The organism is Acetatifactor aquisgranensis, assembly GCF_943193215.1.
Lineage (GTDB): Bacteria > Bacillota > Clostridia > Lachnospirales > Lachnospiraceae > Acetatifactor > Acetatifactor aquisgranensis.
This window is the reverse complement of record NZ_CALPDH010000009.1, coordinates 142,146-167,782: the sequence shown is the minus strand read 5'-3', so window position 1 is coordinate 167,782 and position 25,637 is coordinate 142,146. Positions and strand designations below refer to the sequence as shown.

The following is a 25,637-nucleotide window of genomic DNA, read 5'->3' as shown; positions in this document are numbered from 1 at the left end:
TCTCAGTCCCAATGTGGCCGTCCGCCCTCTCAGGCCGGCTACCGATCGTCGCCTTGGTGGGCCGCTGCCCCGCCAACTAGCTAATCGGACGCGGACCCATCGCATGCCGGATTTGCATCCTTTCCGCACCGGGCCATGCGGCCCTCGTGCGCATATGCGGTATTAGCGGCTGTTTCCAGCCGGTATCCCCCTGCATGCGGCAGGTTGTCCACGCGTTACTCACCCGTCCGCCACTCGGGCGGATATCACTAGGTTTCAATCCGCCCCCGTTCGACTTGCATGTGTTAGGCACGCCGCCAGCGTTCATCCTGAGCCAGGATCGAACTCTCATGTTCTTGCTCATGGTCGTCCTATCCCTACTTCCCAGTCTGCGCTCGGCCTCCGGTCCTCCCGGACCGGCTTCCTCGTGTATCCTCTGGTTCGTTTAGGTTTGTCTAGGTCGTGTTAAACTCTTCTTGTCTCTCTGAATTTCCTCCATCCTTGCGGATGGTCTCCGGAATCTTCAGGGTTGCATTGCTGTTCGTTTGTCAAGGTGCTCCGTCGTCTTCATCAGCGACAACTCTGATAGGATATCACATGCCATCGCTTTTGTCAACAACTTTTTTGCAAAATTTTCATTTTCTTATTTTCAGAACTTTTTCAAACTTTGCAGTGCTTTGAATTCTAGCACATTCGCCAAAAATTGTCAATACTGTTTCGACAACTTTTTAAAGAAAAGCAGAAGCATTGAACCCCAACGCTTCTGCGCTCATCGCATTGACAGCGAAACGGAGAAAGAGGGATTTGAACCCTCGCGCCGGTTGCCCGACCTACACCCTTAGCAGGGGCGCCTCTTCGGCCTCTTGAGTATTTCTCCTTAATCCGAACTTATGCGCTGCCAATATGCTTTTCCCAATCACTTTACGTGACACGAGTATTATTATACATAAAAGGTCTTTACTTGTCAATCACTTTTTTGAATGTTTCCGCCAATAATTTTCGCTTCAGCGTAATTTCAGCCTTCAGCGTAATCCCGACGATGTTGCCGGGCCGCCGTTTCGTATAAGTCATTCCCCTCAGCATCCATCACCACAATGACGGGAAAATCTTTCACTTCCAGCTTTCGGATGGCTTCGGTTCCCAAATCTTCATAGGCAATCACTTCTGAAGCGATGATAGAATGAGACAGCAATGCTCCCGCCCCTCCTACTGCAGCGAAATAAACCGCGCTGTTGCGCATAATAGCATCTTTCACTGTCTGGCGGCGTTTTCCTTTTCCTATCATCCCCCTCAATCCTAAATCCAGAAGAGCCGGAGCATACTTATCCATGCGGCTCGCCGTAGTCGGTCCGGCGGAGCCGATAGGTCTCCCTTCTCTGGCAGGCGATGGCCCCATATAATAAATCACATTGTCCTTCATATCAAACGGAAGCTTCTCCCCCCGCTCCAGAGCCTCATACATTCTTTTATGGGCAGCATCCCTGGCCGTATAGATAGTCCCTGTCAAATATATATAATCGCCCGCCTGAAGAGAAGCAGCTGTCTCAGCGGTCAGCGGTACTGTAATGTATCTTTCCATTTTCAATTCCCCTTTATATTGTCCTCACCGCATGGCGGTTCACATGACAACAGATGTTCACCGCTACAGGCAGTCCCGCGATATGCGTGGGATAGGTTTCGATATTGACAGCCAAAGCAGTGGCGGTTCCACCCAGTCCTCCGGGACCGATGCCGGAGCAATTGATTCTCTCCAGCAATTCTTTCTCCAGTTCACATACATAAGGTATCCTGGATCGTTCCTCTATCGAGCGGATCAGAGCTCTCTTCGCCAGCAAAGCGCATTTTTCAAAGGTTCCCCCGATGCCCACTCCCACCACCATGGGCGGACAGGCATTCGGCCCCGCATCCTCCACAGCCGTCAGCACAGCATCTTTCACACCCTCCAGGCCGTCAGCCGGCTTGAGCATGAACACGCGGCTCATATTCTCGCTTCCGAAACCTTTCGGTGCCACAGTAATCTTCACCTTGTCTCCGGGCACAATGGCATAATGTATGACTGCGGGCGTATTGTCTTTGGTGTTTTCCCTCTCAATAGGATCTCTTACTACAGATTTTCGAAGGAAGCCTCCCACATAGCCTTGCCGGACTCCCTCATTGACAGCTTCTTCCAGCAAGCCTCCCTCAAAGTGCACATCCTGGCCGACTTCCATGAAGATTACAGCCATCCCCGTATCCTGGCATATGGGAATCATATCCTCCCCTGCTATCTGCATATTCTCCTGCAGCTGCTCCAGTATCTGTCTGCCCAAAGCGGACTCTTCCTGCTTTGCCGCTGTCTGTATGGCACATCTCATATCCTCCGAAAGATAATGATTCGCCTCGATGCACATTTCCTTTATGTTTTCGGTAATTTCGGAGACATTCAATACTCTCATAATCGCTCCCTTATCTCCCGCTATTGTTCCGCTTTGTCCAATGGCTCTATTCCGCAATCAGTTTTCTTATCGCTTCCAGCTCTTCCTGGGTCGGTTTTCCAGGCTTCCAATTGATGCTCTGTCCATCATCAATATATCTCGGAATCAGATGGAGATGGAAATGATGCACCGTCTGTCCTGCCGCTTCTCCATTATTCTGTACCAGATTCAGTCCGTCACACTGAAGCTTCTTCTGCATGATCCTTGCCATTCTCTGAGCCAGGACCATTGCGGCAGCAGCAGTTCCTTCCGGGAGGTCGTACAGGTTCTCGGCATGCTCCTTGGGGAGAATCAAAGCATGGCCCTTGGCAGCCGGCCCCAAATCCAGAATTACCCGGAACTCGCTGTCTTCGTATAAAGTTTTTGACGGAATCTCTCCATTGGCAATCCTGCAGAAAATACAATCATCTTTTTTCATCTTTATACCCCCATGCCCGCCTTGCGGGTATTTATTTCTCTTCAAAATTGAACAATTGGTCAAGAGACCTCAAAAGCTTGAAATCTCCTTTCGCTTTCATGGAACCGGACATGAACGCTCTCTGGAAAGTCATCCGTCCATTCACAATGTCCTCCATGGCGGCTTTCCCCAACTGCACCTCCACGTCCGGCCGTTCACAGATTCCATAACCGCATTCCAGCTTGGAGCCATCAACGGAAAGAATCAGTTTCTTCCTTTTCTCCTCTATATCAAAAGAATACTCCGCCTGAAATCCTTCCTGGGGCTTAAATACCCGCTTGAAAGATGCCAGATATTCCTCTTCATTATCCATCCCCTCTTCGTCCAGCATATCCCTGAACAGGCTGGTCAATTCCCGGATATCCTCTTTCTGCCGCTGCACATAGCTGTCATCGGATACATACTCGGAAAGCTGCTCTGTCTCCTGAGGAGTCAGATTATTACTCTTCGGCACAGCGATTTTTTGCTTCACCGCCTGATTGCTGGCAGGAAAACATGCTATATGCTGGTTGATGGAACGGTACATGTTCTCTGCTTTCTTTTCAATGATTCTGATATACTGCTCATTCATTTCCAGGGTGAACGTATTTTCGATATAGCCGCAGATACCGCTGCAGGGCAGGCCGCCCAGAATCTCCCATGCGGTGGACAGGTTCAGCTTTGCTTCCCGCTCTCCATAGGTGGTGGACATGACCACCGGACACATATAGATTTCAGCTATCTTTTCCTTGTCCCCGAACAGCCAGCAGGCATCCAGAAACTGCTGCATATATCCGCCGATACCATACCATTCCACAGTGGTGGCGAGAATAATGCCGTCCGCGTTTTTCAAAGTCTGGGGAAGCGTGGTTATGGCATTTTTGCTCTCGTACAGATTATAGCGCGTGACATCGACCCGGAGCTCTTCTAAAATTTCCTGCATCTTATTAATCACGAACAAAGTCGGATCATCAATAATACCCCTGCCGCCGTAATAAATATTAATGTTCAAAGCCACACCTCACAATCCATTCTCTTCAAATCATCTGATGCCGTGCATGAAATATCAGTCTGCCGCCCGCTGCTGCCTCCATCTCTTCCAAAAACACATTATGCCGGCCGCCGCGAATCCTGTCAGCAGCCCTCCCACATGAGCCACATTATCAATGTTCTGGCCCCTAAAGCCGCTGTAGAGGGAATATGTTATCATCAGCAGAACCCTTGCCGGAGTCACATTCTCCATTCTCCTGCCAGAAAACAATACCATAGCAAGCAATACTCCGTCAAGTCCGAATACTGCGCCGCTGGCCCCCAGCGAAGCGGTCATGTCTCCCTGAACCGCTCTGGATAAAAGCGACAGCACATTCCCGCCGATACCTGAGAGGAAATACAGCACCCCATATCCGATATGTCCTACTTCCTTTTCAATCATCGCACCCAGAAAGAACAGTATCACCATATTATTGAACAGATGATTTATCCCGCTGTGAAGAAACATAGACCACAGAATCCTGCCATATTCTCCCTGTACCAGCACATGGTAGACATCCAGCTCACCTGCACCATATATCAGATTTCCCGCAAAATGGCACATCAAAAAGACAAGTACATTGACTGCCACCAGGGCTGCGCTCACAATCGGTTGGAATTTCAATGGCCGCAAGGATTTCTCTCCTCCTGAGTATCACTTTTTCTGTCCTATTGATTCTAGCATAATTTCATATGCTTTTCAATCAGTATTCCCCTAACGGAAAATAAAAACGACTTTTCCGAATTTTATCTCGTCTCCCTCCTCCAGCTTTTTCTTTTCATAAGGATGCATGCGCTGGCCGTTCTGAAAGGTTCCGTTTGTGGAGTTTAAATCCTCCAGATAGGCAGAACCCTCCTCATTGGTAATACGGGCGTGCAGCCGGCTGACCGAGGAATCCTGCAGCACCAGATCCACCTCACCCTTTCTTTTCCCTATGGAAAGGCTTGGCTGCTCCAGACTTAAAAAAAGCTGCCCCTCGGGTGTAAGCAGTCTGTGAGACTGTTTTGTCGTACCCGCTTTGTCTTCAAAGAATACCGTCTGTCCATAGGTACTTTCATAATGGGTTTCTTCCGTCACCTTATAATCATAGCCCGTCATCTCCTGCTGCATGAACTGCCGGTAATCCTCCCTCAGCTTCTGGTTGCGGCTCCGCTTTCCCTCAAGAATTCCTCTGATTCCTTTTTTGCCGGATTTAGGCGGCTTCTCCTGTATCTGATTTTCTTTTTTGATGTCGACGACAGGGACGGCCGGCGGAAGATTCTCTCTGATTTCTTCCACTCCGGACTCCTCTACCACTGTATATGCCAGCTCCGGGAGTTTGGTGATTTCCAGGCATTCCGCATCTTCAAAAATCTGGGTCTGTAAATAAACCTCTCCATTTCGCTCCACCCTCTCGTACATACGGTAGACACAGTCCACCAGTACTTCGTCATTATAGTCTATATGCTCCACCCAGAATTCCATGAGCTTCATAAATCCTGATTCTCCCTCATAATAAGGGATATACAGAAAAGAAAAAACATGATTCTCCAATTCCTGGAATATCTGCTCCGGATACCAGATGATATTGTCCACGCTTAGCAGGAAACGCCCCAGTTCCTGCCGGATATGCCGCAGGCTCCACAGAAAGTCCCTTACCCATTCTCTGGTGATACAGCGGTTGCCATACAGAAGCGCTATATTCTGCCTGGAGGATATATCATAATAAAGATACGCACGCCCATCGATATAGCGAAGGCTGCACGAAAGCAGTCCGCTGATTTGACATCTTCCGAGGATGCTGTATTGGTATTTTTGCTCCTCCGGCATTTTGTCCAGCAGGATTCTTTCGTAATTGCAGTTCAGGCTTCTCACATATTCCACATTCAGCATTCCGCCTCTCACCTCCCCGCTTCTTCCTGAAACCTGTGGCATAGCCGGATAAATGTCACCGGGGAAAGTCTGCTGTACCCATAGCCGGCCTCCGCCCCCCACACATTGTTCCCATTCCAGAAATTCCATCCCGGTACGGGAAATGTCAGCTGCCCTGCTCCCTTCACGCAAAAGCGATTCCTGTCCAAAGCGGCGTTCAATTCCGTAATCCTCCAGGCTATATACTTTTCCCTGTACAATCCAGACATCCGTGCCTGCGCTTTTTGCTCCAGCTCCGCCGTGCCGGATACCTCCACAAGGCTTCCCCACAGGGCAATCGCCCCTATATCCTGTTCCAGCAGGCATCTGTCATATTGAAGCAGCATTGTATAAACAACAAAAAGTATCACACCGATTACCATCGGTAGCACCAGCGCCGCCTCCACAGTAAAATAAGCATTCCTGTCTTTCATTGCTCCTCCTGTCCAAAAAATCCGCATAAACCATAACTACAGATTCACAACCAGAATCCATGCCACCGCCAGAAATGGCAGAAACGGCAGTCCCGTATTTCTCTTCACCCTGCGCAGCGCGAGCAGAATCAGTGCACAGAGAGAAATCAGAAACAGGCTTATCCCGAATAGCAGCAGGCTCCTCTCGCCTCCCAGCACCACGCCCAGACAGCACAGCACAATGCCATCCCCATAGCCTGCCTTTTTCGTCGCGAAAGCGACGGCCACAAGCAGGAGTCCCGGCAAACACCCTTTCAGCACCTCCGGATATCCACCATACTGACAAAATACTGCCCACGCAGCCAGAACACCTCCCAATGCCAGCATCCAGACCGGCACTCTGCGGGTTCTCACATCCATAATTCCAGCGACAATAAGCCAGCCTGTCACAAGCAGTATATTCCACATATTCTTCATCCTCCACAGCGGCTGCAGGGCCGGTATCCCGCTTCCTGAGCCTGCTCTATCGTCATAGAAGACACCGTCCTCTTCAGGCCGGAGCATCCCCTGTCACAATGGTAGCGATCCCCTTCATTTGTAATATACAAAACGGACGGCAGTCCTCCTCCCGCACATCTGGAGCAAGGGTAGTATCTGCCTCCTCCCTGATTCCGCATCTCATCAATCTCAAACGAAGAAATCTCCCGCACAGAAAGCTGCAGATGTGTACATTCCATGCTCATATGGTACACGGCTCCGCTTTCCGTGACATAGACAATCTGCGTCACCTCTCCCGCTTCCCCGACGCCGGACAGCCGATACCCATTCCAGATATGCGCATAATATCGGTTCGCCATCCGGAAAGGCCAAAATCCAATCAGGCCATTCCAGGGAGAAACCGAATATGTGACGACAATGTCGATTTCATCATCAGAACCGAATATCTCGCTCTCCCACAACTGTATGCCGGCAGCCCCATTCGTAAGAGGAGAACCATTCAGATAGTCCGCTCCTGCAGAGTTTATTATCTGCCCTTTCACATAGGTGGCAGAGACCGCAATTCCTGCCAGATCTCTCCACCAGCCATCACTGTTTTCCGGCTGCTCCCCGCTGTCCAGCGCATAACCGTAAACAGCCATCTTGCTCCCAATCTGCCACAAGGCCAGCTGCAGATTGCCGTGCAGCCGAATCATCTCTATGGCGCATCCCAGATTCAGGAAGAAAAAGAGAAACAAAGGAAGTACGATAGAAGCCTCCACTGTCATACCAGCCTCTATTTTCCTGGAAAAGAAGGCAAACAGTGATGTCCTCTCCATGAAACGGCACAGGACAGATGCGCGGCACCCGCCGCCATCCTGGGAAGTATCCGGATTCAGGGCAGAATCCGGGATAAAAAAATGATGTGTCGGAGAAGGTTTTCCTTTTTTGTTTGAAATATTTATTTGGTTGCCGCCGTTCCATAAAAAGGACATCACTGCTCACCTCGCTTATCCTCACTCATAGCTTTTCTGTCTTGTTATCTCATATTGAAAGCCGTAGCTGCTGCCAATCCGGATATGGGCTTCTACTGCCTTAAAGCAGCCGTCCAGCCGAAAAGCGGCATTGCCCGGCGTTTTCCTGATATCGGCTTCCACCATGTCCATGGCCCGCCCGGTAAGCATGTCCAAATCGGAAAGCATCATGAAAATTCTCAGATAGTCTTCATAAGCCAATCCCTCGCCCCCGGTGCTTTCATCCTGCAAGCTGCCGTTCAGCGCCGCAGAGAGACTATAGTGCCAGCTCCCATCGTCTTTCAGAACAGGCACCTTACCTCCTGCCAGAAGCGTCCTGATATCATATACGCTTTCCGCGTAAGCCCATGCCAGAAGAATCGCGCTCTCCAGCAAAGGCGTCAGAGCCGGCAGCGTAATCAGAGTACAGGCAGCCGCCGCAACCAGCCGGATTTCTCCCCTCTTCGCCTCATTCGACATCAGGTACATCGCGTTTGCGGCTTCTCTGAGGATGCACAGACGGTTGACGACGCTTTTCAGATTTTCCACGTCGCTCTCCTTGCCTGCTACCAGATATTCAATCTGATATCGCAGCGCGTCCTCCTCGCATTCCTTTCCGAACCGCCCCATGTAGCGCAGGAGATATTCCTGAAAGAGAAACCTTTCCGTCAGTTGTTCTGTCTCCGTATTTCCCTCCCACGCCATGTTTCCGTAATTTATCTGCCCCTGCTGCATTCTGTTCAGAATCAGGCTCTCCGGGTGTATGACATTGGGAGATATATTCGCCTCATCGCCTACCACCAAACGCAAAAGCCCCATTCTCTTCTTTGCCTCCAGTCCGTCCGTCGGATTCTTGACTTCCGCTCTCTTCCACTCATCCTCACTTACCTGGATTTCCCTGCCATCATATTCATTGACCCATTCCCTGATTTCACTGTCAAGTTCCTGTTTTTGGTTCTCTTCCGTTCCCTCTTCAAGGCCATTGATTTCCACATTCTGCATCCAGCTCTGAAGCTCCTGTAAAAGGCCCAGTCCCACATCAGCTTTCACAGCCTCCACGGCATCGCTGCGGAACAGCGCTCCCCCATGATCCGTCAATATAGATACTTTCGTCAATTCCACTCGTTCCACGGCAAGACCGAGAAAATCCCTGTACAGATAATCCGATAGAAAAATATCATCATAGCTTAAGTTCCCTGACAGATACCGCAGCAGATGCGCCTCTGTATTGGCTTTGCCGCAGCCGGCAGTCCCATAGGAAGAGTCGATGGCAAACAGATTGTACTGCTTCATCAGCTCACGGTGGTATTCCGCCAGGATGCTCTGCAGCCCGATGTCTGTCACGCATTCCGCTTCCAGTCTTGCACCATTTCTGCGCACACCGTCTATCAGGGTCAGAAACAGGGATAATACGACCGCCAGACAAAGGGCAAGCGTCACAGTCAGATACGCGTTATGCAATTGTCCTACCGCCCTGCGGTCGTATATTTTACCGTATATGTATCCTTTGTCCATCGTTTTCTCTCCTGCTCGATACCATACCTTTTCTCCCTGCGCTGCCGGACTTTCCCTTACACTGTGTTTGTCTGGGAAGTAATCTTCTGAAAAAGAGTATTGATTATCTGGGTAATCTGGCTTTTAAATATAATCACCAGTCCCACGAGCACTACAATAATCAGAATAATCTCCACTGTTCCCATTCCGTCCTCTTCCCGTATAAATTCCTTCATTCCCTTTACCTGCTTCATTTCTTCCTCTCTTTCTGCCATACCCATGGCCAAAAATTTAAACTACATATTTGAAAAGGCAGGAATCATGATGATTACCATTACCACAGCCAGCATCAGCATCATCGGCACCAGAAGCTTCGTCCCTGCCTCCTCCCCCATTTTTCTGCTCTCCTGCAGCCTCTCCTGCGCGGCTTTCTCCGCTTCATCCCGCAGCCTCTCCAGCAGCGTGCTGCTGCCCCGCTTCAGATTCTGCGCCAGAAGCGCGCTCAACCGGATATATTCCTGCAGACCGGCCCTCTTTCCCAGATGTTCATAGCACAGCCCCTCGGAAATCCCCGAGCGCAGTTCCCGACAGGTATACAATATTTCTTCATAGGCAGGCGATGACCTGCCTCCCTCTGAGCGCTTCGCTTCATAATCCCCGGCAATTTTCTGAAAGGCTCCCCGGATTGTCATGCCCGCTCCCACGAACAATACCAGTTTATGGACTATCTCCGGATATTCCCGGCGCAGAATCTTCCTCCGCTTCTCCAGCTGCCCGTGAAGGTCTCTGTCCAGGAACAGGAATGCCGCAACCGCTGTCACTAAGGCAACCGCCCACAAAATCAGGCTGTTATCCTCTACCACCTGCCTCCAGCGGATTCTCTCACCCCGCCACTCTGAGGGAAGCTGCCATTCGTCCTGATTCAAACTTCCGTTCTGAGATTCCCGCAATGCCTCCCGCAGCTCCATATGCAGCAAATCCTCCTCCGCCAGCGGCGGCGGCTTTAATATCACTGCCAGCTCCCCGTTTCTTTCCCATGCCCCATAGGTCAGCCGGAAGCAAAACGTCACCTCTGTCTCTTCCTCCAGGGAAAATATCTGTCCCGAATCGCTGATCCGGCCCGGATTATCGCTTTCCCACTCTATAGACATCGGAAAATCGTCATATTTTTCTCTCAGGTTTAAGTCATAACTTACATTCTGCAGACTATCATTGGAACCCAATACATATTCCGGCAGTTTTTCTATCAAATCTTCAAACAGCCTTTCCGCCTCTTCCTTAGTCAGACGCTTTGGCTCCACCTCCACCTGAAACCCCATCTGCTGCTGTCCGTAATCTGTCTCAACGTCGATTTCCTGAGCCCCCTCTCTGTAGCTGCCCCTGGCCACTGTCCCATCCTCTCTGAGGACAATTTCCCCCATTGCGCTGAATTTAGCCGCTGCTCCGAATACAGTTCCCACGAACAGAATTGCCAGGCAGATTGCCGTCTTTTTCCCATAGTACTCTGTCTTCAGGTACTCTCTCGCCTCTCCGGGATGGAGGTTTACCAAATCTCTTTCCACCTGTGTGGAAGAGAATACACCCGGAATCCTGTTCCATAGCTTTTTGTAGAGATACAGCGCTATTTTGTAAAACGGCTTCAGGAGAGAGGCTGTATCAGGGGGTGGTACCTGCTTTCCAGCCAGCACAAACATCACCAGGAATCCTATCGCCACCACCAGTGCAATCCAGTACAAAGCCATCACCTCCTATGCCATCTCCGCCATAATCCCTTTCATGACGTGTTCCCCCAGAAAGTAAGCCCCCAGGTACAGCCCCAGGCAGCCAGTCATCACAGCGATGCCCAGGAAATTATGATACAGAGAATCGAAATACCCCGGATTTCCCATGTCAATATAGAGCAGTATCCCAAAAGGCATAACTTTCATAATCGTCAGTTCCATCTTTTTGCCCCCTAAAAGCATCTGTATCTCCTGGCGCAGCTCAATCTGCCTGCCTATCTGGTTAGCCGAATTTCTGATGATTTCCGCCATGTTGCCGCCGTTTCTCTTCGCAAGAGCAAAAATCTGCGCAAACTGGGCGACCTCCCCGCAGCCGCTCCGCCTTGCCATATCCGCTAAAAGTCCCTCCAGAGAAATATTAATATCCAGCCCTCTCTTGATGAGCTTCAGTTCCTGACAGATGGGAGCCTCCTCCCCATACATCAAAGCCATGTCCTGCCTGCACTCCAGAAAGGCATTCTCCACAGAATAGCCCGACTGCAAGGAAACCGCCACCGCCAGAATACACTCTCTGAACTGGCCTGCCAGTTCCTCTCTGGCCTTTTCAAGCTTCTGCCTCTTAATCATCCCAAAAGCTGATACTCCAACCGCGGAAAGCGGAATCAGAGCAAAGAAACTGCGGTAGAAAAAGTAGGCAAAAATCCCTGTCACACCTATACAGAGGAAAATCGTCCGGATTCTTTCCCCTTTCTTCCAGCTATATTTATGGTAATCCTGCTGCTTTAAGCTTTTCTTCATGGAGCAGTCCCCCTTTCCTGCAAAGATTTCCCACCACATGGCCTGCCTCGTCCTCTCCCGTTTCCTCAAAGAGGAACAGGGGATTCATCCTGATTTCATTCTGTTCGCAGCAGGCCACCTCCGTTATCTCCAGCACTTTTCTTGACTTGTCCCGCAGTCTGCCCAAGTGGACAATGACATCCAGGCCGGACGCTATCTGCTGCCGGATGGCTGCCAGCGGCAGTTCCATTCCCATAAGTACCATGTTCTCCAGCCGTGCCAGCATATCTTTCGCGCTGTTGGCGTGGCCGGTGGACATGCTTCCGTCATGGCCTGTATTCAGGCATTGGAGCATATCAAAAGCCTCTGCCCCGCGCACCTCGCCCACCACAATCCTGTCCGGCCTCATGCGAAGGGATGACTTGATCAAATCCCTGATCGTGATTTCATTACAGCCCTCTACATTGCTGTTCCTGGTCTCAAGACGCACCAGATTGGGAAGTCCCTGGAGCTGCAGTTCCGCGCTGTCTTCAATTGTGATGACCCGTTCCTCCGAGGGGATGAAATGTGACAAAACATTCAGGAAAGTAGTCTTGCCGCTTCCTGTTCCGCCGCTTATGAAAATGTTGTACTTGGCTTTTACCAGCTTTTCCAGAAAAGCCGCGGCCTCCCATGATATAGAATTGCTCTGAATCAGCTGGTCCATCGTGATAGGCTTCTCGGGAAAACGTCTGATTGTGACAATCGGGCCGTTCAGCGCTATCGGATTCATGACGATGTTGACCCTGGCGCCGTCAGCAAGTCTTGCGTCCACAATCGGGGACGCCTCGTTGACGACTCGGTTGCATCCCGCCACAATCTGCTGTATCACATCCTGCAGCTTCTCTGTGGATTCAAAGCTGATATCCAGCTCCCTCAGCTTTCCGTTCTGCTCCACGAAGATATGGTCTTTTCCGTTGATCATAATCTCCGTGACCGAGCTGTCCTCCACGAATATCTGCAGGATATCCAGCCTGCGCAGGGAGTCGAAAAGCTCCTGTTTCAGCCGCCTGCGCACTTCCACCGGATATACCGTCATGCCCCGCTCCAGAATGATTTCATCTATGGTATCCTCCACCTCCGCGTCTGTGAAATCTTTCACAAAGTCCATCCGCTCCTGGACTCTGCCACGCAGCTCCTTTTTCAGTTCCGTGTATTCCATTCACTCCTCTCCTCCCTCCTCCAGACTCTTCAGAAGCCCTTTCACCAAATCGGCCAGATTTCCTTTCGTCAGCTGCTCCAGCTCCTCCGGCAGTTTCTGGATATGGGAGAGGGACAGCCTCTTTGTCTTCCCCAGCACATCGCCGTATTCATACAGCGCCAGCACCTGCTCATACTGGAGCAGTTTCCCCCTGGCAATCCTGTCCTCTCTTGTCAGTGTGTAGACATGTCTGCACATCCGCAGGATTTCAAACAGTCCCTGCATGCTCTCGCTTAAGTCCAGCACCACATACTCGTATTCTTCCAGTTCCTCTATTTTTTCCAACAGCCCCAGCCATTCCTGCGCCGTGACCGTAATCAGATTCTGGCCTGATTTCATCGGCGGCACATAGGCCAGAGCGCCCTTGTGCTTCAAAATCGACTGCAGCCTCAGCCTGAACTTGTCCTTCTGGGCATTGAGGAAATAGAGCAGATCCGCCATGTCCAGAACCTGTATATCCGGCAGAAGCTCCGAGATTCCCGCGTAGTGCTCAAAATTCAGATAAAGCGTAGGATGCTTCTCCGCCAGCATCAGGCTCATGGTAATGGCAAAGGAGGTCTGCATGCATCTGCGCACCGGGGAGTAGTTCCCGATGAACACAGTCTTTCTGTTAGTCCGCAGGAAAGGCAGCTGGACATCCGCGATGTCCATATAGACTCCCAGCAGCTGCCGGAACACCTCCTCCGCCTCCTGATACTTGTCCACATAGGAAATATCCTCCCATTTCATGACACCGCTTTCATTGAGGACGACCAGACATTGCGGCGAAAGAGATCTAAGCTCCTGGCAATAGGCGGACTCTGCCACCACCAGCATGTCCAGGCCTTTCTCCTCGGTTTCGAGTAAAGTATCCACGTTGGTGTAGGTATGCAGTTCCCAGGGCAGACTCTTCCTTTTTTTCAAAAATTCTGTCATCAGCTGGGCGTACTCATCCTCCGTATCGCACAGCGCCATGACCTTACAAGCTCCCTCTCTCAATAGACACCTCCCAGAAACAGCAGAACGCTGACAAGCACAGGTCCCGACAGGCAGACGCCTCTGCCCCGCCGCTCTCCGCCCTTTTTCCAAAATTTTACCAGTGAAATCATTGCTGCAACCAGCAAAGAACAAAACAAGAATGCCAGAATCTTTTCCGCAGGCAGATAGCCCGCCGTCACGCCAAGGAGCTTCACATCTCCTGCTCCAAGGCCGCCAATCTTAAAAAAAGGATACAGAATCGCCACCACGAGCACCGCCTGGCCCAAGTACCAAAATTCGCCCGGTGCTCCCTCGTTCCAGAGACGCCACCCCACGCCAGCGATTGCCATCCATATAATCAGATAGTTCGGTATCCTCTTCTCCCTGTAGTCATAATTACAGGCTGCCACTAAAAAAGCACCTAATGCCGCCAAGCCCATCATCCCTTTCCTGTCTAATACCTGGTTGCCGAGGCGAAATATGCCTCCGGGATTATCTGAATCGTAGAATTCATTTGAAATACCTGATTTGAAATGATGGTTGAATTATAACCCCTCTGTCCTCCGATTTCAAGAGGCCTGGCGAAAAAAGTCGAATTTTGTAAAATTGTCACAAAATTTTATAAATCCTGATTCCGTAAAGCGCCAGAAGCCCCGGAAATCCCAGGATTCCGGATGTCAATACCGTCGCTGCATTAATGCCCACCCCCAGGGTTATCCCCATATTGTCCAGGACAGAATTGATGAAATACATCGCTATCGTCCCCAGGATTCCTCTCATAATCAGATTCAGAATTTTTTCCATGATATCATCTCCATTGCCTGCCCATGACAGTGCCTCAGCCGTCATGAACCCTTTGGAATATAAATATGTGTCTATTCTGTTTTTATATGCGAATTTCATATTTTTTTCCAGAATTGGAATAATCTGTATGAAAAAGACCTATACTTTTACCATGACACCACCGCTTCTGCATCAACCTAAAATCCCGCGGAAAGGAAAACTGCCATGAAAATGTATTTTAACCAGAAAATAGAAACAGACAATATGACAGAGGAAGATTATACCCCTGTCACACTGAAAGATTCCATAGAAAAAACCCGCCGGGCCCTGAATGACGCTTACGCGGGTTTTGACAACGCTGTAGATGTGGATATGATCGACAGCTATATTTACGAAATCAACTCTCTTCAAAAAAGATACAAGCATCTGACGGACCTGGCCGCCCTGGAGACAGCACCGGAAGAAGATATGCTATACAAGCATTCCCCGGTTCGTGCCCTGATCAGCCATGTTCTCAGTTAAGGTATTTCTTCCGTAGGTCAGTCCGGCATAGACTGTCTGGGAATTGCGCATCACCGGGCCATCGCTGTTCAACTCTGCGAGCTGCCTGTAAGAGTCGCACAATGGCCTTATGACTTTCCTTACCTCATCCAGAATCCCGTCGTCCCGGCGCTGTTCGCCCAGGGCCAGCCGCCTGATGCAGAACAGATACAGCTGCATCAGCGCCGGCGCCGGTTCGTATTGCATATGCAGGGAGCCAATCAGCTCATTGAGACAGCCTCTCGCTTTCCTGACGGCTTCCCGGAAGCTATCCGGTTCCCCTTTCGTTTCCTTATCTTCCGCCAGCGCCTCTGCCGCATCCTCCAGATAGCAGAGCAGCATCTCGTACAGGATCACCACCAGCTGGGTGGAATTCGCCTGCGTAATTCTAAGCGTAAACTGCTGTTTGTCTTCTTTTTTCATACTTGACCAGCCTTATTTTATTGCAGCAGCTGCAGCACCTGGGAAGGCCGCTCATTGGCCTGTGCCAGCATGGAAGTAGCCGCCTGTGTCATCACCTGCGCGGTAGTATAGTTCGTCATCTCCTCGGCCATGTCCACGTCCATGATGCGGGAATATGCCGACGTCATGTTCTCTGAGGTGATATCGAGGGTGTTGATAGTGGACTCCAGCCGGTTCTGGTAAGCGCCCAGCTGACCGCGGACACTTGAGATGAACTGGATGGCTCCCCCAACGCGGTCGATGGCTTCCGTTGCCGCATCTTCTGTACTTACATCCAGAGTCCAGACTTCCCCGCCGTTCTCGTCTTTCACTTTTAACGTCTCCAGCCCCATCTCACGCAGGGAAATCTGGGGAATATTGATTTCCAGAACCTGCCCCTGGTTAGCGCCGACCTGCAGCCTCATGGCTCCTATTCCCTCGGCGTTAATGGTAAGATTATTGAGTGCAAAAGGCAGAGTCACATTCTCCAAATTGCATCTTGTCAAATCCAGCGTCATTTCAAACCCATTGCTGGCTTTAATCGTCAAAAGGTCATCCTTTATGCTGGCCGTGGATCCATAAGGGAAACCGCCATCTTCCAGAATCTTTGACACTGTAGATGTGCTTCCGGCAGGCACATCTACCTTGTATTCCCCTGTGAGACTATCCTTGCTGATTTCCAGGCCATCTATTTCATAAGGCTTCACAGCCACCTCCGAAGAATAAGATGCCACTTTGATATCAATATTGGCAGGATTGGCGTTGGAATCAATATATCCCCTAAAAGAGAACTCCCCGTTCAGCAGCCTCTGCCCATTGAACTCCGTAGCCTCAGCCACCCGGTTGATTTCCTCGGTCAGCTGTTTCACTTCGTCCTGTATGACATCCCTGTCGCTGTCGGATTCCACGCCGTTGGCCGCTTTCATGGCCAGCTCGTTCAAACGCTGCAGCATCTCGCTGATCTCCGACATGGCGCCGTCCGCTGTCTCGATGATGGAAACGCCGTCGCTGGCATTCTGGTTCGCCATTTCCAGGCCCATGAGCTGGGCGTTCATCCGCTTGGCCATGGCAAGCCCTGCGGGATTGTCCTTTGCGCTGTTAATCTTCAGACCTGAGGAAAGCCTCTGCAGGGACTTCGCCACTGCGCTGTCATTGTTTGCCAGATTGTTGTTCGTAATCATTGCGGATACATTGTAATTGATTCTCATCTCTAAACCATGCCTTTCCGTCACCTGCGGGTCTACATGCGCATCTCCGATGCTGCGCAGGCGCAATTATTTTAAGACGCATCCATTCGTCTTTTCTGTCATCATGTGTCATCACGGAGTCTGCACTATGGCATGCAGGAACACCTTTGCCACCCGGTACAGCTCGGCGCTGTCCGTGGGAGTATGCTCTCCCGACTTGATCAGCTCCGGCATCCTGGTCTCCGAGGTAATGGTGGTAAGATTCCCCACTGTCCAGCTTGCCTGCGCTTCCTCTTTAAAGGTATCGGCAATCTGGCGCAATTTCATTAGTTCGACTTTTCCCTCGCCGAAAATCATGCCGTGTACCATGCCGTTCTCCAGATAGAGACGGGCCTGCAGATGCGCTTCCTCGGAAAGGGTCACGCCCACGGTGACAGTGCCCTTCTCCTGGCTTCCCTTGTCCAGAGTCAGATGAACCCTGGTCAGGGTATCGCCCACATAGACGGGCAGATAGTATTCCTCTCTCTTTGCCAGAGCCGCCGCCACGGTCAGCTGCTTGTGGTTCAGCTGCATATTCCGCACGTCCACGCTGCTGTCCGCCTCCGCAAAAGTAGCTTCCTCCACGGATTCCAGTGCAGCCGCAGTCGTCTGGCCGTAATTTTCCACGAATTCCTCCTTGTTGTCCAGCTTCTGCCACAATCCGGCGGAGCCGGTCTCTTCGGCCGCCGGAGCCGGTTCCGGCTGGGCCTTTTCAGCGCCGGACTTGCTGGCCAGCATGGCCATCAGGTCGTTCATGGAGTACTGCTCTTTCTTCTTCGCGGGCTTCCTGTCCGTGATTTCAAAGAGGTTATCTACACCATGGTTCAGCGCCTGGGCAGCCATCAGATTGTCCGCGTTGGAGGGCAGCGCCCCTCTCTGCAGCATGGCCACGCTGTCCTTATCCGCGGAACTGACCGCCTGACGCTGCTCTTCTAACTGGGTCTTATTGTATTCTTTGGCGGCGTCCGCATTCGAAGACGCCTCTGTCAGCACATCGTTGGCAGCCTTGACCAGCGCTTCGGAAACCGCCTCCGCGCTGTCCGCCGTTTCCGCAGCTTTGGGCGCAGCCTCAGGTACTGCAGGCTGCGGGCTTGCCGCCATCCGGGCTGCCGAAGCTCCCGCATCCGGCGTCTGCTGCTCCTCCTTTGCCCCCGTCTCTTTCGCCGCCTTGACCTCCGCCTCAAACCTCACCTCTTCTATGCTGGCCGCCGCTGCATTGGCCTCCCGGATTTCCCGAACGGTCTTGTTGAAAGCCTTTGAAATCTGGGCTGATATGCTCTCGCCCTTGCGCAGGACTTTCAGTCTCTCTCCCGTCTCATCCGACACACGCATATCCAGCGGCCTGTTCCTGCTGCTCTGCAAAGCGGACAGCAGATTGGAGAAGTGAATCTCCGTCTGGGAGTTCACCAGAGCGCCCACCGCTGCGCCCTCCGCCTTTTCCAGCTGACGCACCAGACGGTAAATGCCGATATAGCTCTCCCGCTCCTCCGGCGTAATCTCATTGTTCCGCTCCAGCCCGTACAGGAATCTGCTGTAGCTGTCCGCCTCCTTCTTGTACTCCGCCGGGAGCGTCTTGAAGTACTGCTCCAATTCCCCGAAACTCTTCTCCAGAGGATTGAAGCCGTCCCGGATCATCTTCAGTGTGGCCGCGGGAGTCAGTTTCTCCAGAACGCCCTGCACCTGCCTGTCGGCCTCCCTGACAGCATCCAGATTGGACAGATTTACCTCCATCTGATTATAGCCCAGGATTCTCACAGCCCTGCGGTTCTCGTCCGTAAGCTCCACGCCTAAATCTTTCAGTATATGGTCTACGCTGGCAAAGGCCTTGTCGATACTGTCGCCCAAATCGCCCCTGGGCGCTGTCATCAGCTTCTCGTAGCTGGCCTGAGCCTTCTCGTAGCTGGCCTGCATGGCCTTGCCTTCGTTATAAATCGTCTCCAGAGAGGCCGAACCCTCTCCTTTCGCGAACATGCCAAGCACGTCCGCCGGCAGTCCCGGCAGCTGGCCTGCCACATTGCTGGCCTTCTGGTAATTCTGATACTTCTCCACAGCCATGTTGTCTCTGGGGAAATACTGGTTGGCCAGCTGATATTCTGCCCGCTTCAGAGCCTCGATCAGCTCCACCATAGGCTCCGTGTCAATGGAAAAACCGCTCCGCAGCAGCCGGACATTCACCTCCGCGGACATCCGCAGACGAACCTCCTCCAACTGTCTCCTGGCGGTAATATCCCCTACGGTAGCCTCCCAGAGCTCGCTGCTGTGGTAGAAGTCGGAGATAGCAGCCGCTCTTTCGTACAGGTTTCCACTGTTTTCCGAGAAAGAGGCGTGCACGGGGTCTTTCCCCTCCGCCACTGCGGCAGCCGCCGCTTTTGCGAACTTTTCCTCCGTCATGGGCAGTTCGATGTCCTGCAGCGCCTCCAGCCTCTTCAGATTATCCGCTGTCAGCGGCAGTCCCTTGTCCAGAAGCCACGCGGCATTCATGCGGCTCTTCTCGTTCACCTGGCCCACCGCCTGCTCTATGATGCGGTCAATCTGCCCCTGAAGTCCGCTGCTCTGCCCCCGGCCTGCGCTCTGGGTGTAATATCCCTGCACATCCTCCGCATAGAACCTGGGCGCATCCGTCCCTTTCCCGGCGCCGCTGCTCTGGGCCAGATAGAGATTCCAGATTTCCGCCTCCATCTCATTGTCTATCAGATAGTCATAGGAGCCCTCCCCCAAAGGCGCAAGCTCCGAGTTCATAGCCCAGGCCCGGGATATGGCCGAAAGGTTCTCTTTCGTCAGAGGCACATCCGCCTCCCGGAAGCTGTCCACCACAGACCTTGCCAGCACCTCGCTGCCAAGAGCCGCCGTCAGCTTGCTGACATCCATGTCGTCCGTATAGCCCGCGATGCTCTTGCCGGCCCGGACCAGCTCCGCCTTGATCTTATCTACAATGGTCACGACTTCCTCAGGATCCATGCTGCCTAAGTCGAAGCCCTCCTCCTGCATTTTGGCGTAATCCTCTTCGGACATGGTATGTGACATGACTGTCATAAAATCCCGCTGGACGCCCACGTCCACATTGCCCGCCTCCTGCTGGAGTTCAATCAGGCTCTTGCCTTTCTCCCCCGCGTCCACAATGCTGTCCTGATGCCTGCCGAACATGTCGGCAAAAGCCGTCTGTCCCACGGAAGTGGCAGATGTCTGCTGGGCCTCGCGGTTTTTCTCCGCCTGCCTGCGCTGCGCCTCTTTGATTGCCTGTTCGCTGAATGTTATCTTCAAAATAGTATCTCCTATATATAAAATGTATGGAAAAAAGGTAGATGCAGTTCTCTGCACCTACCCTTTATTTCGGTAAAATCATGGGAAACCTTTAGCCGCCCGGACTAAAATACGAATACCGCCGCGCCGTAGGGAGGCAGGTCCACGCCGATGGAGTACTCCTTGTTGTGGCAGGGAACTTTCTCCACGGGAATTTCTTTCGCGATCTCATTGCCCCAGCCGCCGAAACGCTCCTCATCGCTGTTGAGCAGCAGCTTATATTTCTTCCTGGTGGAAATCGAGGGCACCGGCACCCTGTAGTCCTCCCGCTTTATCGGAGTCATGTTCAGCACGAACAGCAGATTCTGCGTCCCTTTGGAAGATTTGCGCACGAAAGAATACACGCTGTTCTCGGCATCGTCCGCATTCATCCACTCAAAGCCCGCCCAGCTGTCATCTATCTCATAGAGCGCCGGATATTTGCGGTAGAGCTTCAGCAGCTCTTTCATATAGTTTTGCAGCCCTGAGTTCTCTTCCTCCGCCAGCAGGAACCAATCCAGCTCCCGCTCCTCGCTCCATTCTCTCTCCTGTCCGAAATCCTGTCCCATGAACAGAAGCTTCTTGCCGCAGTGGCCGAACATATAAGTATAGCCCACCCGCAGATTGGCGTATTTATCTTTTTTGTAGCCCGGCATCTTGTTCACCATGGAACACTTCAGATGCACCACCTCATCGTGGGACAAAGGCAGAATGTACTTCTCATACTCATTGTAGCTCATGGCGAAAGTCATGGCATAGTGATTGCCCTTCCGGTACAGGGGATCCAGCTTCATGTATTCACAGAAGTCATGCATCCATCCCATGTTCCATTTAAAGGTAAAGCCAAGGGCATCCCCGCCGATGTCTCCGGACACGTTGGGCCACGCGGTGGACTCTTCCGCTATGGTGATGAATCCCGGATAGGTTCCGCGCACCACGGAATTCAGATGTTTGAAGAACTCAATGGCCTCCAGGTTCTCGTGTCCGCCGTATTTATTGGGCACCCACTGGCCGTCTTTCTTGCCGTAATCCAGATAAAGCATGGACGCTACGGCGTCTACCCGGATGCCGTCTATATGGAACTCCCGCAGCCAGAACAGCACATTGGCAATCAGGAAATTCTTTACCTCCGGCTTGCCGTAATTGAAAATCTTGGTACCCCAGTCCGGGTGCGATCCCAGGCGGGGATCCGGATGCTCGAAAATGCACTGCCCGTCAAATTCCGCCAGGCCGTAGGCATCCGTGGCAAAATGGGCAGGCACCCAGTCTAAGATGACGCCTACGCCCATCCTGTGAAGCTTATCCACCAGGTACATGAAGTCCTTGGGCGTCCCGTACCGGGAGGTGGGCGCATAGTAGCCCGTCACCTGATATCCCCAGGAGCCGTCAAAGGGATGTTCCAGAATTCCCATCAGCTCCACATGGGTGTATTTCATTTCTTTCAGATATTCCGCAATCCTGTCCGCGAACTCCCGGTAATTGTAAAACCCTTCCGTCCCGTCGGGATGCTTCATGAAAGAGCCGATATGGCATTCATAGATTGCCATGGGCTGCTTCTGGATATCCTGTCCGTCCCGGGTCTCCATCCATTTTTCATCCCGCCATTCAAAGCCGTTCAGGTCCGTGATGACAGATGCCGTTCCGGGCCTGTATTCCGCGCTGTTGGCAAAAGGATCCGCCTTGTACAGCTTTCTGCCATCCCGGGCGGTAATCAGGAACTTGTACATTTCCCCTGTCCCTACCCCCGGGACGAACAATCCCCACATTCCCACAGGCCCCAGTTTCTCCATGGGGTGGGCGTCCTCGTCCCAGCCGTTGAAGCTGCCGATGACATGCACCTTGCTGGCGTTGGGCGCCCAGACGCCGAAATAGACGCCCTTTTTCTTTCTCTCCTCAGACACATGGGCCCCCAGCTTCTTATAGATATCATAATGGGTTGCCTGGGAAAAGAGATACTGATCGGCCTCCGAGATAAAGACTTTCTCTGTCGGTGTCTTTTTTACCGTTTTTCCCGTTGTTTTTGCCGTTTTCTCAGCTTTTGTTGTCTTCGTTGTCTTTCCTGCCATTACTATCCCACCTTTCACGCAGCGAAATCCTTTTCTGTCAATATCACCATATCTTCATCGTCATATCGTCTCGCCAGAAGTATATCGAAGAAATGGCCCAGTGATTTCTTCGATGCCCGGCGTATCGCCTCGTCCACAATCTGCTTCACTTCCATCACAGTCACCACATGGTCTATGGTCTGCAGTTCCTCAATCCTGGTGTGCAGGGCCAGCACGCCCAGATTATCGATGGAATATTCCTTTTCGCGTGCATATTGTCTCCCGAAAGCCACCAGCGTGTCATTGCTCAGCGCCTCCAGATCGACTCGCGCGGTAAAATCACCGTACAGATCCGGCGTCCCCAGGAACAGCTTCTTCATCGCCTTTTCCGTGTCCTCCAGGACCACAATGATGCCGAATCTCTCATGCTGCAGCTGCTTGTGGAGCATGGCCGCGGTATTGCCGCTCATGCCGGATGCTTTCTGGATGATCAAAGCGCCGTTGTTCAGCTGCCTCAAAGTCTCCGCTACGTCCTTTTCATTCAGCCCCTGTCCGGACACCTTGGCTACCTTGCCCGCGAAATTGCTGTCTGTCATGCGGATTTCCCGCATCATATTCTTTGCCAGGGTCAGGGTATCCATGCCCTCCTCGCCGGTGATGATCAGATTGCCGGTATAAGCGGCCATGCTGATGCTGTCCAGCGCCTTCACCAGCTGTTCTCTGGAGCGGCGGTTCTGGATGAAAGGAGCGAAAAGTTCTTTTTCCTCGCGGGTCAGGCTCCTGACCCTGGCCTGTTCCCTCTCTATGGGTGCTTTATCGTCTTTTATTGGTCGGTTTTCCGTTCCCCCCTTTTTAGGCCTGCCCCCGGGGATTGGCTGTTTCTTTTCCTCCGCCTGTTCTACCTGCTCCTGGATTTCCTCTATCTCTTCGACGAAATCATCTTCCTGTATGTCATCCCTGCTATCCCGGCGCATGTTTTCTCCGCTTTCCAGGACCGCTTCGTTCTCTTCAGCATATGCGGCTTCGTCCTCATACCCGGTTTCATATTCCGGCTGAGATTCCTCTATATATTCAGGCTCTTCTTCCCCGGCGAACTCTTCCTCATAAGCGGCTTCGTCTATGTATTCCAGTTCTCCCCCGGATTCCGCGTACTCCGGCTCCTCCCCGAACCCAGTTTCCGCCGGCTCCTCTTCTATATACTCTGCCTCATTGTATCCTGCTTCCGCGCCGAATCCATCTTCCGCCGGATATTCTGCTTCCGCGTCATACACCGGCTCCTCTTGCGGCTCCGTTTCGTACATTTCTTCGGATTCCACATCATATGCTGTTTCTTCCGAATCCATTTCTTCCAGTTCAGGTTCGGCGTATTCGTCTTCCAGTCCTGTCAGTTCTTCCGGACCGGCATACGCGTCTGTATCATACGCAGCCCCTTCTGCCGCCTCAATATCCTCCGGCAGCTCCTCTGCTCCGCCGTACACGTCCACCGGCCCGGCATACATCTCTTCCGGCTCCGCATCCCCATCCTCCGGCTCCGGCAGCTCCCCGGCTGCTTCCGCTTCCGTCTCCGTCAGCCCCTCCGGCTCGCCATATGCTTCCTCAGCTCCTGTCAGTCCCTCCGGGGCAGCCTCCGGCCCGGCCGCCTGCTGCCGGCCGCCGGTCTTCTGTGCCTCCCCTTTCTCAAGCTGCTCCAGCAGCCCGTCTCTGACAGTGGCCTCAAATTCCGTGAACATGGGCCCCGTCTGGTTCAGGACATGCTTGCGCACCTCCTCCTGACACTTGGCCTCGTTCTCTTTCTTGATCCGCTCCCATTCCGTCAGGATGTCTTCCAGCTTCATCTGTCCTGTTATCTGCTTCTCAATAGCCGCATTTTCAGGCAGCACGATGCTGATCTGTCCGTTCGCCTCCTGGGAGAGCACATCCGCCATCTCTCTGGGCGGCTGCATGTCAGACAGCCCATCGTCTACGGTCCCTGCCCTCTTTTCCGCATACCGTTCGGCAAACTGTACGACATTTCCGTCTTCCTCCGTATTCCCCCGGGATGCCCTGCTTTCCGCTTTCTCTGCTGTCTGCAAGCCCTGCTTCCTTTCCGTCTCCAGGGACTCGCCGGCCACCGCTTTCTCCAAAGGCTCCTCTTCCGCCCATCCCGCAGCTTTCACTTCGGAGGCTTGCCAATCCGCATCCTCCGGCCCTGTCTCCAACCGGTCTTCCTCCGATGGCTCCTCTCCGTTCTCTATTTCGTTATACCCTGCTTCCAACTTCAATGAAGCATCCTCCAGCTCTCCCGTAGCGCCGAAGAACACCTCCGAGTCTTCTATCTCTTCTTCTCCAAAATCCTGATAGCCGTTTTCCACTGCCGCCCCGCTCAGAGCGTCTGCCTGAAGCGCCCCCTGCGCAAAGCCCTCGGCCTCTGCTGCGCCGACAGCCTGGGGCATGCCGTCAGCCCCCAGCACTTCCTGGAGCCCTGCCGCCAGCTCGGCCTGCAGATTGATGGTATTGTACTGCCCCACATCCACGGTCTTCACCTGGATGTCCATCTCATCTTCCGATTGCTCCTGGCCAAAATCAGTCCCGTCAAAATAGGCAGAATCCTGCCCGTCTCCGTCCAGCCGTTCCTCTTCTGACGGCCAGCCGTATTCCTGCTCCTCAGCGGGAAGCTGCCCGTAATCCGCCTCTTCCCTATAGTCATCCTGCTGTTCCGGCTCCTGCGCAGGCTCCTCGAACCGCCTGTCATAGACCTCCTGCTGGACGGCCGACAGCGGCTGGTGGAGCATCTTCAGTTCCATGGCTTTCACCACATATTTGCCATCGCCGAACCACAGGATCAGCTCGTCGCACTCTTCCACGCAGCGGGTGGCCAGCCCCATCCTGTGGTAGAGATAGGCCAGCTCATAGGCCCATTTTTCCCTGTAATCCCTCTTCTTCAGTTCCTCCAGCACACCGATGCGCTCTTCCAGGCTCACCTCCTGGGCCTCGTAAAGCTTGTACTGCAGAATATAGCGGCCCGTATCCTTCGGGGCCACCTGTACGAATTCTTTGTAGTATTTCAGCGCCTGCATGAACTCTTCTGTCTTGATGCAGAGTTCGCAGAGCGAATAGCAGATGGTCCTGCCGCCGGGTCTCCTCTCGTAGGCCAGCAGCAGCATATTCTTCGCGTCCTCATAACGCCTGTTTATCTTATATAAATCACTGACGGTACAGAGCATCATGACACTCTTCACCCTGCGCCAGTCGATGGTATCCGCGATTTCAGCAGCCTGTGCATAATTCCCCTGCCCTATCAGGGATTTTATTTCATCCGATCTTACTTTATATTCATATTTATCCAAGGTAATCCGCCCCTATCCCTCATGGCAATCCGCCAAAAGACACCTTTCGCATATCTCCGGCTATTATTTTCTAGTGTAACATAGTCCATGTACATA

General features: G+C 52.4%; 23 protein-coding genes, 1 tRNA gene and 1 rRNA gene. 1 reads left to right on the top strand and 24 read right to left on the bottom strand.

Features of this window, described 5'->3' with window-relative positions:
* The 19 genes from NFS35_RS10075 to NFS35_RS09985 form a co-directional block, all read right to left on the bottom strand.
* Positions 1 to 335: ribosomal RNA gene (locus tag NFS35_RS10075) — 16S ribosomal RNA — on the bottom strand; the annotation flags it as partial.
* Between the two features lie 433 nt (positions 336 to 768).
* Positions 769 to 856: transfer RNA gene (locus NFS35_RS10070), tRNA-Ser, on the bottom strand.
* Between the two features lie 138 nt (positions 857 to 994).
* Positions 995 to 1,558 (bottom strand): Fe-S-containing hydro-lyase, encoded by a 564-nt coding sequence (locus NFS35_RS10065; RefSeq protein WP_251206996.1) that lies wholly within the window; start codon positions 1,556 to 1,558, stop codon positions 995 to 997.
* A 13-nt stretch (positions 1,559 to 1,571) separates the two neighbouring features.
* Positions 1,572 to 2,414 (bottom strand): fumarate hydratase, encoded by an 843-nt coding sequence (locus NFS35_RS10060; protein ID WP_251206995.1) that lies wholly within the window; start codon positions 2,412 to 2,414, stop codon positions 1,572 to 1,574.
* Between the two features lie 46 nt (positions 2,415 to 2,460).
* Positions 2,461 to 2,871, bottom strand: coding sequence for an HIT family protein (locus NFS35_RS10055; RefSeq protein WP_251206994.1), 411 nt, complete (start codon positions 2,869 to 2,871; stop codon positions 2,461 to 2,463).
* 31 nt (positions 2,872 to 2,902) lie between these two features.
* Positions 2,903 to 3,901 (bottom strand): SCP2 sterol-binding domain-containing protein, encoded by a 999-nt coding sequence (locus tag NFS35_RS10050; RefSeq protein ID WP_251206993.1) that lies wholly within the window; start codon positions 3,899 to 3,901, stop codon positions 2,903 to 2,905.
* Between the two features lie 54 nt (positions 3,902 to 3,955).
* Entirely contained in the window at positions 3,956 to 4,552 is a 597-nt protein-coding gene (locus NFS35_RS10045) for a rhomboid family intramembrane serine protease (RefSeq protein ID WP_251206992.1), read from the bottom strand.
* Positions 4,553 to 4,633: 81 nt separating this feature from the next.
* On the bottom strand, positions 4,634 to 5,791 hold the full coding sequence (locus NFS35_RS10040) for a DUF6382 domain-containing protein (RefSeq protein WP_251206991.1): 1,158 nt from the start codon (positions 5,789 to 5,791) through the stop codon (positions 4,634 to 4,636).
* Positions 5,792 to 5,799: 8 nt separating this feature from the next.
* On the bottom strand, positions 5,800 to 6,243 hold the full coding sequence (locus tag NFS35_RS10035; RefSeq protein WP_251206990.1) for a hypothetical protein: 444 nt from the start codon (positions 6,241 to 6,243) through the stop codon (positions 5,800 to 5,802).
* A gap of 36 nt (positions 6,244 to 6,279) precedes the next feature.
* On the bottom strand, positions 6,280 to 6,690 hold the full coding sequence (locus NFS35_RS10030) for a prepilin peptidase (RefSeq protein WP_251206989.1): 411 nt from the start codon (positions 6,688 to 6,690) through the stop codon (positions 6,280 to 6,282).
* A 5-nt stretch (positions 6,691 to 6,695) separates the two neighbouring features.
* The gene (locus tag NFS35_RS10025; protein WP_251206988.1) at positions 6,696 to 7,487 is read right to left on the bottom strand and encodes a hypothetical protein; all 792 of its coding nucleotides are present in this window, start codon (positions 7,485 to 7,487) and stop codon (positions 6,696 to 6,698) included.
* Positions 7,488 to 7,715: 228 nt separating this feature from the next.
* Complete coding sequence (locus NFS35_RS10020) at positions 7,716 to 9,227, bottom strand: DUF5702 domain-containing protein (protein ID WP_251206987.1); 1,512 nt, start codon at positions 9,225 to 9,227, stop codon at positions 7,716 to 7,718.
* 56 nt (positions 9,228 to 9,283) lie between these two features.
* Positions 9,284 to 9,460 (bottom strand): Flp1 family type IVb pilin, encoded by a 177-nt coding sequence (locus tag NFS35_RS10015; RefSeq protein WP_251206986.1) that lies wholly within the window; start codon positions 9,458 to 9,460, stop codon positions 9,284 to 9,286.
* Between the two features lie 42 nt (positions 9,461 to 9,502).
* The gene (locus NFS35_RS10010; RefSeq protein ID WP_251206985.1) at positions 9,503 to 10,942 is read right to left on the bottom strand and encodes a type II secretion system F family protein; all 1,440 of its coding nucleotides are present in this window, start codon (positions 10,940 to 10,942) and stop codon (positions 9,503 to 9,505) included.
* 12 nt (positions 10,943 to 10,954) lie between these two features.
* Positions 10,955 to 11,725 (bottom strand): type II secretion system F family protein, encoded by a 771-nt coding sequence (locus NFS35_RS10005; RefSeq protein ID WP_251206984.1) that lies wholly within the window; start codon positions 11,723 to 11,725, stop codon positions 10,955 to 10,957.
* Entirely contained in the window at positions 11,691 to 12,905 is a 1,215-nt protein-coding gene (locus tag NFS35_RS10000; protein ID WP_251206983.1) for a CpaF family protein, read from the bottom strand. The genes NFS35_RS10005 and NFS35_RS10000 overlap by 35 nt, the downstream gene beginning before the upstream one ends.
* Complete coding sequence (locus NFS35_RS09995; protein ID WP_251206982.1) at positions 12,906 to 13,922, bottom strand: P-loop NTPase family protein; 1,017 nt, start codon at positions 13,920 to 13,922, stop codon at positions 12,906 to 12,908.
* The gene (locus NFS35_RS09990) at positions 13,919 to 14,335 is read right to left on the bottom strand and encodes an A24 family peptidase (RefSeq protein WP_251206981.1); all 417 of its coding nucleotides are present in this window, start codon (positions 14,333 to 14,335) and stop codon (positions 13,919 to 13,921) included. The genes NFS35_RS09995 and NFS35_RS09990 overlap by 4 nt, the downstream gene beginning before the upstream one ends.
* A 175-nt stretch (positions 14,336 to 14,510) precedes the next feature.
* On the bottom strand, positions 14,511 to 14,705 hold the full coding sequence (locus NFS35_RS09985; protein WP_251206980.1) for a pro-sigmaK processing inhibitor BofA family protein: 195 nt from the start codon (positions 14,703 to 14,705) through the stop codon (positions 14,511 to 14,513).
* A 204-nt stretch (positions 14,706 to 14,909) separates the two neighbouring features.
* On the opposite strand from NFS35_RS09985, the gene NFS35_RS09980 reads away from it, so the two are divergent.
* Positions 14,910 to 15,206 carry a DUF2508 family protein gene (locus NFS35_RS09980; RefSeq protein WP_251206979.1) on the top strand — a complete coding sequence of 99 codons (297 nt, stop codon included), beginning with the start codon at positions 14,910 to 14,912 and terminating at the stop codon, positions 15,204 to 15,206.
* Here NFS35_RS09980 and NFS35_RS09975 read toward each other — a convergent pair.
* From NFS35_RS09975 to NFS35_RS09955, 5 genes are all read right to left on the bottom strand, one after another.
* Positions 15,156 to 15,647 carry a flagellar export chaperone FliS gene (locus NFS35_RS09975; RefSeq protein ID WP_251206978.1) on the bottom strand — a complete coding sequence of 164 codons (492 nt, stop codon included), beginning with the start codon at positions 15,645 to 15,647 and terminating at the stop codon, positions 15,156 to 15,158. The two genes, NFS35_RS09980 and NFS35_RS09975, sit on opposite strands and share 51 nt — an antisense overlap.
* A gap of 17 nt (positions 15,648 to 15,664) precedes the next feature.
* Positions 15,665 to 16,873, bottom strand: coding sequence for a flagellin N-terminal helical domain-containing protein (locus NFS35_RS09970; protein ID WP_251206977.1), 1,209 nt, complete (start codon positions 16,871 to 16,873; stop codon positions 15,665 to 15,667).
* 111 nt (positions 16,874 to 16,984) lie between these two features.
* Complete coding sequence (locus tag NFS35_RS09965; RefSeq protein ID WP_251206976.1) at positions 16,985 to 20,152, bottom strand: DUF6240 domain-containing protein; 3,168 nt, start codon at positions 20,150 to 20,152, stop codon at positions 16,985 to 16,987.
* 104 nt (positions 20,153 to 20,256) lie between these two features.
* Positions 20,257 to 22,236, bottom strand: a complete 1,980-nt coding sequence (gene glgB, locus NFS35_RS09960; RefSeq protein WP_251206975.1) for a 1,4-alpha-glucan branching protein GlgB — start codon at positions 22,234 to 22,236, stop codon at positions 20,257 to 20,259.
* Positions 22,237 to 22,250: 14 nt separating this feature from the next.
* Entirely contained in the window at positions 22,251 to 25,541 is a 3,291-nt protein-coding gene (locus NFS35_RS09955) for a putative sodium/potassium/calcium exchanger (RefSeq protein ID WP_251206974.1), read from the bottom strand.
* Positions 25,542 to 25,637 lie beyond the last annotated feature (96 nt).